This window comes from Actinoplanes sp. NPDC049548 (genome assembly GCF_040676695.1).
GTDB lineage: Bacteria > Actinomycetota > Actinomycetes > Mycobacteriales > Micromonosporaceae > Actinoplanes.
Genome location: NZ_JBFAPM010000051.1, coordinates 1 through 9,551, shown reverse-complemented (window position 1 = coordinate 9,551; position 9,551 = coordinate 1). Strand labels below are relative to the sequence as shown.

General features: G+C 65.2%; 7 protein-coding genes. 5 read left to right on the top strand and 2 right to left on the bottom strand.

Going from position 1 to position 9,551, the window contains the following annotated elements; all coding sequences use genetic code 11:
• Positions 1–491: 491 nt before the first annotated feature.
• Both AB0J80_RS38295 and AB0J80_RS38290 read right to left on the bottom strand, forming a co-directional pair.
• Positions 492–1,046 (bottom strand): hypothetical protein, encoded by a 555-nt coding sequence (locus tag AB0J80_RS38295; RefSeq protein WP_364714728.1) that lies wholly within the window; start codon positions 1,044–1,046, stop codon positions 492–494.
• A complete protein-coding gene (locus AB0J80_RS38290; protein ID WP_364714726.1) occupies positions 1,043–4,306 on the bottom strand; it encodes an amidase domain-containing protein in 3,264 nt (1,087 codons plus the stop codon). Before AB0J80_RS38290 ends, AB0J80_RS38295 begins: the two co-directional genes overlap by 4 nt.
• A 753-nt stretch (positions 4,307–5,059) precedes the next feature.
• On the opposite strand from AB0J80_RS38290, the gene AB0J80_RS38285 reads away from it, so the two are divergent.
• The 5 genes from AB0J80_RS38285 to AB0J80_RS38265 all read left to right on the top strand — a co-directional run bounded on the left by AB0J80_RS38285 (position 5,060) and on the right by AB0J80_RS38265 (position 9,458).
• A complete protein-coding gene (locus tag AB0J80_RS38285; RefSeq protein ID WP_364714724.1) occupies positions 5,060–5,479 on the top strand; it encodes a hypothetical protein in 420 nt (139 codons plus the stop codon).
• A 692-nt stretch (positions 5,480–6,171) separates the two neighbouring features.
• Positions 6,172–6,495, top strand: coding sequence for a hypothetical protein (locus AB0J80_RS38280; RefSeq protein ID WP_364714723.1), 324 nt, complete (start codon positions 6,172–6,174; stop codon positions 6,493–6,495).
• Positions 6,495–7,892 carry a hypothetical protein gene (locus tag AB0J80_RS38275; protein WP_364714722.1) on the top strand — a complete coding sequence of 466 codons (1,398 nt, stop codon included), beginning with the start codon at positions 6,495–6,497 and terminating at the stop codon, positions 7,890–7,892. The genes AB0J80_RS38280 and AB0J80_RS38275 overlap by 1 nt, the downstream gene beginning before the upstream one ends.
• A 37-nt stretch (positions 7,893–7,929) precedes the next feature.
• Positions 7,930–8,433 carry a hypothetical protein gene (locus tag AB0J80_RS38270; RefSeq protein ID WP_364714720.1) on the top strand — a complete coding sequence of 168 codons (504 nt, stop codon included), beginning with the start codon at positions 7,930–7,932 and terminating at the stop codon, positions 8,431–8,433.
• 887 nt (positions 8,434–9,320) lie between these two features.
• On the top strand, positions 9,321–9,458 hold the full coding sequence (locus tag AB0J80_RS38265) for a hypothetical protein (protein ID WP_364714718.1): 138 nt from the start codon (positions 9,321–9,323) through the stop codon (positions 9,456–9,458).
• Positions 9,459–9,551: the final 93 nt, after the last annotated feature.

Below are 9,551 nucleotides of genomic sequence, written 5' to 3'. Positions count from 1 at the left end.
GCCCGATTGACCCCTATCGAGTACGAGACCATCATGACCCCACCGGCCAGTCAGGCCGCGTGACTTGACCTGTCACCTGTCGGTGCAGCAGACCCCCGCTTAACTGAACGGCGTTGGTACTAGTACGCGGCGTCACGGCCGCCAGGGACGGCGGACCTTTTCACCGTTGGACTGCCGACGATGGCAAGCTAGGTCGGTTGATGGAGCGGTCGGGACGCGAGAAACGGCGGCCACGTCGGCTGCGAGCCGAGTATGACCGCCGTCTCCTACGTGGCGCCCAGCCGGGTGGGACGTTGTAGTACATCTCGAACCGCGCGGCGGGATGCGCCGTCTTCCCCGCATGGCGCGAATCGCAGCGCCGAGCAGCCAATGGGAACTCACGGGCCGGCGTCCACGCTTCCAGTTCGCCGGTGTGGGCGCTCGCCGGATAGCAGCTTGGCCGAGGCGATCGCCTCGGCCAAGCATCATGTCTCAAATTCTAGCCGTATTCTTTACCGTTTCCCCGGCTTGGCGAGTTCCTTCACCCTCATCTCCAACTCGGCGTCCTGATTGATGTTATGGGCGTCGAATGCGGCGTCCTGCATTCGTTTTGGGAAGAGCTTCTGAACGCGTTCCTTGTAGAACGCCGCGCCTGGAACCTCAACCTGAGCGGGGGTGCCTAGACGCACGACGGCCGGTTGTTGCGATTCGGTACGCACCGCCGTGTCGAGGGTTGCGCAGAGTGTCTGGACGTACGCGGTGGTGACTGTGTCCGCCGTTCTGGCGTCCGCAGGTTCCGTGCCGAGAATCTTGATCGCGCAGGCTAGGCGTTCGCCTGAGTCGGTGTCTGCCAGTTTCGACTCTACGATCGGAAGTACCGTAGCGGTCAACTTGGCTTGTTCTGTGGCCGGTAGCTGAAGCTTGTAATTCTGAGTGGATGTCAGCCACCACCACAGGAAGACAGCGACGGCGGCCAGAGCGAACGTCCCGGCCAGGACCAGCCGAAGCGTACGTGACTTATCGGTCGTGGACACTCGTTCCCCTGCTTCTTTGACGCGAATGATCACGTGCGGTATGCGTAGTAGACGGTGGACGGGTGAACCGTCCACATCTCCCTGATAATCCTGCTCAGGGGTTTGTCGAGCTCATCATTAGAGTGGTAGCTGAGATAGACTTCCCCCTTACTCACTTTCGTCACAATCATCGTGTGGTCTTTGGTCCCGTTAGCGTCCCAGTCGGCCTGCAGAACATCGCCGGGCAGCATCTTCCAGACGTTGTCCAGGTGAGTGGTTCGCTTCTTGGCGAAGCGCGACCAATTGTCCGCCCCGGCCCAGGTGTAGGTCTGGTGATCGGAGTTGTACCACCAGTTGTCGGAGCTCCAATACCAGCCGTAGTCGTCCTTCCACCCGCCGGCACGCAGAGCCTGCGACACGAAGTTCGTGCAATCCTCTTCTTTGAAGGCCCGATACGAAGGGTTGTACTTCTTGGCGTATTTCCTCGCGTAATTCACCATGCACGAGTAGCAGAGCCCCGTAGGGATGCTCTGAATCGAATACGCAGCACTGGCACCGGTGTCGCCCAGCCCGGCCGACGGGTCGTCGACCTTTGCTGCCGTCCCCATCGGGTCATTGCCGACTGTAGAGGCGGCGATATCGGGCGGCAGCACCTCCTCGCTGCTCGCTTCCACAGTCGGCGCACCGCCGTAAAGGGCCTGGTCGGTAGTGGCTGTTGTGTCGTACTGGACCTGCGGTTGCACCGTGGCGTCGAACTGGCTGATCGGTTCGGTCATCGGAGGCAAGCCGCCTGCTTTGGTCAGTGCCTCGTCCGTCAGCTTCCACGAGGAGCCGTTCGCGGCGAAGACGAAGACGCGGTCGGCGTTGTACTCGTTGGCCGGCTCGGTGCTTCCCGTGGGCGGTGTCAGGACGCTCGACTCCGTCGTCCAGAGAAGTGCCTGGTTACCCATGGTTTGCACCATACTGTCCTGCACGGTTACCGCGGCGGTCGTGTACGAGAGGTTGTCGCCGGCAAGTTCGTTGCGTGCCTTCTGCAAGTCAATGGTCGCCGCCGCCTCCTGGGTTGTCATGCCGGTCCAGAGCGGAATCGTGCCGACCGGCTGTCCGCCGGTGAGAACCGCGGCCCGGTTCTTCAATAACGTCAGAGCCATTGGCTGCAATGCGGCCAGTGCGGAGGTCTCCGCGGCGGTCATGGTGCGCTCCGGCCGCGTGCGGAAGTCTTCAGCGCCACGTCCCGCGCCGAACTGGTAAAAGGTGATCGCGGAGGGAACGCCCGAGTCGTTGATTGAACGGACATAGAGGCGTTGGATTCCCACTGCGCCCGGCGCGATCGTGATCGTGGCTGAGCCGTCGGAGGCAGCGGTTACCTGCGTCGTTGGCGGATTGGTGTTCAACCCGTACACGTACGTCGCAGCCGTTTGCCCGGCAGCGGGGGTCAGCCTGAATGTGCCGGCAGCGGCGGCACCTCCGGCCCACGTGTCGCTCGGGTAGCTCGTCGACGTGACAGCCGGCGCGGCCGGCTCGACGGTGAACTCGCACCATGGCGACCATTCGGTGGAGGAGGAACCGTCATAGGCCTTGACATGCCACTTATACGAGGCGCCGGCGGCGAGTTTGCCCGCCGGGATGGCTACCGCCCCACTCGCGCCAGCGGGGACCGCACCCTGGGACCCTGATCCGATAGCTGCTGACCCGGTGAGCGGCCACCACTCAAACGTCGTCGTGGTCGGATCCTGATCCGCATCGGAGTAGGCCGCACGAAGCGTGGGGGTATTAGTGGCGAGTACGGGGCGACTGGTGCCGGTGACACACTTGCCGGTGGAGTCCGTCTGCTGAGTGAGCAGCTGCGGGAGGCTGTTGTAAATGACCGAGATCTTGGGGTTGTTCTCGAACCGCTTCCAATAGGTCACCTTGGTCTCGTCGGGCGAACGCAGCCCGATGGTGATGTTGCCGCCCCGGTCGGCGGCCTGCTGGGTGATCGGCGTGATGTCCATGCGGACTTCGCCGGCCGGGCAGGCCGAAGCGCCGCCCATGCCGCTCGTCGAGTAGCCCTTCGCCACCGTCTGGGTGTCCTGCTTGGTGCTCCAGATCGGCTGGTTGTTCCACGTAGTGGTACTGCCAGCGGCATACGTAGCGTAGGCATCGAGCGGGGTGGGGGTGCAGGAACCCGACCACTTCTCCTGAAGCCTGAGATCTGCCGATAGCACCTGCTTCCCGACGAAAGGCGCGGTCGCGGTGGAGAAGTTGAAGAAGGTTCGCCACTTGTTGACGCCGTTGTTACTGCCGACCAGGGCGTCGTCCGCGGTGTTGAAGTAGGTGCTGGTCGGGCTGCTCGCGGTGACCATCACGAAGCCGGTGCGGTACGTCGTGAAGCTCGGATCGACATACACCGGGAACTTCGTGTCGGGCGCGTCCAGCATCTCCTGGTCCGGGGTGATCGACATCATGTCGCCCCCGACGGTGACCGGCATCTGCGCCTTGTCGCTGTCCGACACGGTCTCCGTGGACGCTGCCGCCACGGGCGCATTCGTCGCCGCGGTGTCGGAGTCCCACATCACCGGGGTGCTCGCGGTCAACGCGAGGCGCCCGGTCTCGGCGTCGGCGACCTTGAGGTTGCCGGCCTTGCTGGCGGCGACGACCAGGCCGTCGGTCCCAATTTCGAAGTTCAACTTGTTCAGGGCCGGGTCTTTCGCGGCTTTACGCGTCTTGACCACGAACACCTGCGAGAAGCCATCGACGTCAGCGGTAAGTCGCAAGTCGATACCGGGTCGAACCTCATGGTAGGTCGCTGTGTTTCCGACGAGAGTCGGCGCGGGCAGTGCCCCCCACGGCGACGACAACGCCACCTCGCCGTCGGTATTCTCGACGCTCACCATGGGATCAGTCCCGCCGCCGGAAAACGCGACATCGGCTGCGGCGGCCTTGGGCGCGATGGAACCGTCGGCCTGAATCCGCAGCGTCGTGTCAACGGGGACCCAGTCGCCGTCTCGCTCTACCCGGACCGGACGGTACCGATGTTCGAACTCGACTCTGCCATCAGGCAACGCGGTGGCCTGGTCCGTTTCGGTAGTGGCGTCGGCAATCTCTACCTGGGTCTGACAACGGACGGCCATGGCTACGGCGTCCGCTTCACCGTCCGCCACCGTCAGGCATGGCTCCGGGATTGTCGGGGAGACGTCGGCTTGGGCCACCGCAGGGCTGACGAGGAAGAGGCCACTCGCCAGGACGGTGAGCGGTAGGGCCCAGGCCAGGCGAGTGCGTGCTAACTGACTTAGGCGATGGGAGAGCGGCGCCAAGTACTGGGGCGTTACCAAGTCATTCACCTTTCGCGGTCTTCGCAGAACATGCCGACGCCATCGGCGATCGGTGCGCGGACGGGAGTAGACCGGTTGCAGGGAGAGATCACTCACAGTCATGTCGGGGCGATGATGCCGGTGCGTAGTTGGGCGATACCGCAGAGTGGTGACATTGACTGCGTCGCTCAAGAGAGGCTCAAGGGCTCCAGGCGGCTGCTTCGTTGCGTCGGTCGCAGAGCTCTTAGCGATCCAGGCCACGTCCTACGCCGGGATCAGGCTAGCTGTCGACGGCGGCCGAAAGCCGGCCGCTGATCGATGAGCACGGCGGGTGCGGCGAACTGGCTCTGACGCGCATCGCTGCGGCGGCGACGCGGGCGCCCGGTGCGCAGCCGACGCGTCAATTGCCGGTTCAAGCCACCGCGGCCGCCGTGATACTGCGCCTGATAGATGGTCTCGTGGCAGACGTGCCAGTGCGGCTGGTTCGGGTGTCACCCGCAGATACGCCGCGAGCTGTTCCGGACTCCAGGCTGAGCAGGGACGCCGAGTCCCTGCCACCGTGGCCGTGCAGCACAGGAGTACAGCAACCGACCAGCCCCCAAGCCGCCGAGCCCGACCGGTCGACCACGCCTGACCTCGTACGCAGCCGCATCCGACCGTCTTGCGTGAACTCGAGATGGAAGAGGTCGTCCCATAGGCCGCCAGCGTCCGGCCGTGTCGTGTCGTGAGCGATGATTTCCGTAGAACCACTCCAGCGAACGATATTATCCCGAAATGCCTGTCTTACTCGTCGTCGGCGGGATACTTCTGTCGTACGTGGGGGCCGCGCTCGTACTCGGACCTCCTCTAGTTTTCGGCAATGAGGTTGCCGAGGCCTTCGGCGCCGCAGAAAGCTCAACCGCGAGCCAACTGTGCGGGCTTCTCTCTTTCATCTTGGTGTCCGGCGGGTTCGCAGGCTTGAAGTGGAAGGTGCCGCAGCGCGTGTGGGCGCGACGTGAACGGGCGTTGATGCCGACGATCTTGCGCAACGGAAGGCAGCTTCGTGAGCCGAGGACGCGCCTAGACAAATTTTGGAAATCGTCCGCAGAAGCGGCACGCGCCGGCGTGCTCTGGAGGCTCTGGCTCATCTACACCGTCACGGCATACATCGGCGGCTTTGTCATGGCCGACCACAACGGTGGCTGGTTGAGCTGAGGCGACTCGCGGGACGAATGAAAGGGTCTCCTTAAGCGCATTGGACTGCCTCCTGGTCCCAACCACGGCCAGCCGTACAGCAGGGAAGTACAGCAACCAACCAGACCTGAACAACCCGTGCCGTGCCACGCACGACCGGCTGACCTCCACGGACGCCGTACGAGACCAGCTGGCGTTGTGCTGGGGGTCAAGGGGTCGCACGTTCGGCCAGGGTCAGCAACGCGTCGAGCCAGGTCGAGGCGAGCTGTGACATCGGGCAGGTTCGACGACCAGTGTTCGCGAGCCGCCGCCAGGGCGACGCGAGCGGCGTCGTCCTCGCCCAGGAGCACGTACCCCAGGTGAGACTGCGGCGTAGCCGGCGGCCTGTGTGCACGCCTTCAGGGGCCGCGAGCTCGGCGAGGATGTCGATCGCGAATCTGCAGTGTTCCTTCGCCGGGTTGCTGCGGTGGTGCGGGCGGCCGTTGAGCAGGGGGATGCCGGACCGCTTCCTGCAGGCCGGTCTGAGGCGATGGTTGGTCGCCGCTGCCTGCCTCCGCCTTCCGCTTTGTGGTGGCGGACGTCAGGGAGCCCTCGGCGACCCCCGCCAGTCGTTCCGGGTAGACGCCGAGGCCCAGGGGTAGGCCGCTCGCGTGACGCGGCTTCCCGGCTGGCCGTTGGGGAGCGGCAGGCGGCGCTGGCGAAGCTTCGGTAGCGTGCCGGACGATGACCGGTTCAAGGAGTGGTCGCGGACGATGAGCGGGTTCGAGGTCCAGATCGATCAGCTGCGGACTGCGGCCGAGGCTGCGGGGTCTGCTGCGGACCAGGCCAGGGCGGTGGACCCGGGTGCCGGCTTGGACGCGATCGCGGCAGCCTTGCCCGGTGGGGTGGCGGCGTCGAGTGCGCCCACTTTGGCATCGACGTTCAATCAGCGCGCAAGGACATGGGCCGACGACATCGACCGGTGGGGTAGATCGGTGACGGCGGTCGCGCAGACCTACGCTGACAGCGATGACGCCGCGAGACGAGCCTTCGGCTGATGACTGTCAGCTACGACGACGTCCGGAAATGGAACGATAAGGCGCTCGAGGCGGCGGCCACCGGTCTGCGCAGCCGGCAGGAAAAACTCATCGGCTTGCAGGACGAGCTCGACGACGCCGGGAAACTGCCCGACTGGCACGGCACCGCGGGGGAGCAGGCACGCAGTTCGCTGGGACGTACCCGCAACAATGCCGAACTCCTGGTCGCGGAGCTGGCCGCGGTCGAACGGGCCCTGTACAACGCGGCGGACGACGTGCTGGCTTTGAAGAGCCGGATCGCCAACAACGACTCCCTCGCCGACACCTACCAGTTCCACATCGCCGCCGACGGCGCGATCGTGGACCACAAACCCGCCGACCCTGCGCCCAGGTCGCGGTTCGAGACCGAGGACCGCGCCGAGACCCAGCGGTACCGCGAAACCATCAAGACGCAGCTGGAGCAGGAAACCAGGGCGATCCTCACCACGGCGAACACCATCGACACCACGCTCGCCCGGACGATGCAACTCGCGCAGGACCGCCAGATCAGCGACCACGGCGCGACCACCCTGGCCGGCGCGGGCCAGGGCGGGGACATCGACGCACGAGTGGTCGACCTCGAGCAGGCGCTGCGCGACACCGGGCTGCTGACCGGGCCGCCCGCCTCGGGGCAGTACCGGCAGTGGCTCGAGAACGCCGTGCGCCGAGGCGTGCCGACCGAGACGATCCTGAGGATGGCGGCCGACCACCACATCACGCCGGAGGACTTTCAGATCCTCGACGCGATGGAAGAGATCCGCGAGGACGAGGACGGCGACGGGATTGCCAAGTCGTTTTTCCTGATGCCGATCGGCATGAGCGGGGACGACGCCGCCAAGGCCGTGCGGATGACCTACATCCTGAACGCGGGCACCGACTACGGCGCCCAAGGCCAGCCGACCGACTTCACGCCGGCCCCGTACGGCTCCGATGAACTGCAGCGCATCATCGACCGGCAGAAGAATAACTCCTTCAGCTACGACGACGATGTCGACTTCGTGCACGGTAACGGCGGGCGGCTGGTCACCACTCCGAACGGCATGATGATGGGCATGGGCGGCAACCTCATCCAGGACCAGTTCAGCCAGCGCGGCGGCACGACGTGGGGCGACACGTTCATGGTGAACATCGACGACCCTCAGGATGCGGCACAGCAACTGCGCGACATGGTGACCTCGGGCCACGCATGGTACGAAGGCGACGACGGCCCCTACCAGGGCAGTCTTGACACGGACCGGCTGCTGCACCACGAGGAGCGGCACTCCCAGCAATGGGCACGTGAAGGCTACACCGGCTTCCTCGCCTCGTACGCGTGGGAGAAGATCACCGGCGGCAACGAGACCGAGGAAGACGCAGGGCTTTCCGATGGCGGATATTAGATGGCTGCGCGTCGCCTGCGCTGCCCTGCTCGCAGCAGTGCTGACCACCGCGTGCGAGACCAAGGCCCAATTCGCGCCGTCGCTGCCACCGGCGGCCGGGTTCCGCGTCGACGACGGCGTCCTGAAGCTCTGGACCGGCACCCCGTGCTCCGGCGTCACCGGCCTGACATTGATCTTCGACACCGGCACCCAGAACAGCACCCAGCAGACGTGGACCGCGCCGCAGCCCGGAGTGCTGGTGGAACACATGGACCTGCTGACCAGTGTCGGGAAACCCGCTCTGGATACCAGCGGACCCCTCAAGGTGCAGAAACCACTGCCCGCGGGCTACGACTGGACCAAGGCAAGCTGGCTCAACTTCTCCGTCAACGGCCCGGAGGCGTTCGGTGCCAGGGTCGACATCGCCCAGGTCCTGCGCGAGTCAGCTGAGCACCCGTCCGGAAGCTACCTGTTCGGCCAGAGCGGCTGGATGGACGCGTCGGACGTGCAACGCGAAAACCGCAAATCGTTCCTGACAGTCTGCACTCCCGACCCGAACTGACGGCAGCACGACATGGGCACTCGCGACAGCCCTAGCCGCACGGGCGCCCGACGAGCAGTGCTGCGACACACCGTGCTCGGCGCGTTTGCCTGTATCGCCCCTGACGATCGTCCTACTCCTCGGCGAGGCGGTCTCCAGCGCCCTCGGGGTGGTCCACCGATCTGCACGGCTACGCAGGTTCGCCGGAACCCTGTTGGCGGCGGTCCTGTGACACCGATCGCGCTGGCCCTGTCCCGGCGGATGCGAGCACTTGTGCGAGAAGAGCAGTGGCGAATGTGGAGGATGCCAGCCTTTAGTCCGTGCCGAAGGCGCGCTGGAAGCCGGGACAATAAGCGTCGTTGCGGAGGTGGCATCTTCGCCCAGTTCGACAATTCTGGCGGCACTGTGTCGCGCATCTGCTGGAGCATCGCGCGGGCGTCGTCTTCGTGTTTGAAGTGTGGGCTGCCTCGGTGCCGTCGGCGCCGCCCTGGCGGCCGAGGACTTGCCAGCCGGTTTCGGTGCGGAGCAGGTAGACGTCGCGCCGGTTCACCCCGTAGCGGCGGTGTGACTGCGACAGTTAGTTGGCCAGTCGGTGTGTCGCTGACCTCGCCCCCGGGAGCGGATTACGACCGGAAGTTGGCTCCCGCTGCGACGGTTGGTTGGCCACTTCGGCTCGGCTCCCCAAATGTGGGGTTGCCGGTCAGAACCATGTCACGAGCCGCAAACGAAGAATTCATGACCGTTAGGTTGACGCTCGGACGCGTGAGTCAGGGCAGCGGGGCGGGGCCGGTCGCCGTGATGATGTCGGGCGACAGGGGGTAGCCGGCTGATAGCGACGACGGACCATGACCGGTGAGTGTTTGGGGTGGTGACTTCGCTTCGGCGTTGTGACGCTGCACCATGAACCGATGGCGGAAGGCAACCGGATGGGCAGGTGGGTGGCGGCGTTCTGCGCTGGCGTGGTGGTCGCCGGGCTGGGCGCTTTCCTGCTCTTGCAGAGAAGTCTCGATAAGGCGGACAAGTGGGCCAGCGTCTTCGGGCTGTAGTTGCGTCCAGCAGAGTGGTGTGCGGCAGGTCCGTAGCTGAGCTGGCCTGGGCGTAGACGTGAGGCGGCCACCGCGTGATTCTTCGATCTGAGT

Excerpts from the sequence above, each read along its gene's own strand:
- AB0J80_RS38275 (WP_364714722.1), top strand. The coding sequence starts at position 6,495 with ATGACTGTCAGCTACGACGACGTCCGGAAATGGAACGATAAGGCGCTC.
- AB0J80_RS38265 (WP_364714718.1), top strand. The coding sequence starts at position 9,321 with ATGGCGGAAGGCAACCGGATGGGCAGGTGGGTGGCGGCGTTCTGCGCT.
- AB0J80_RS38285 (WP_364714724.1), top strand. The coding sequence starts at position 5,060 with ATGCCTGTCTTACTCGTCGTCGGCGGGATACTTCTGTCGTACGTGGGG.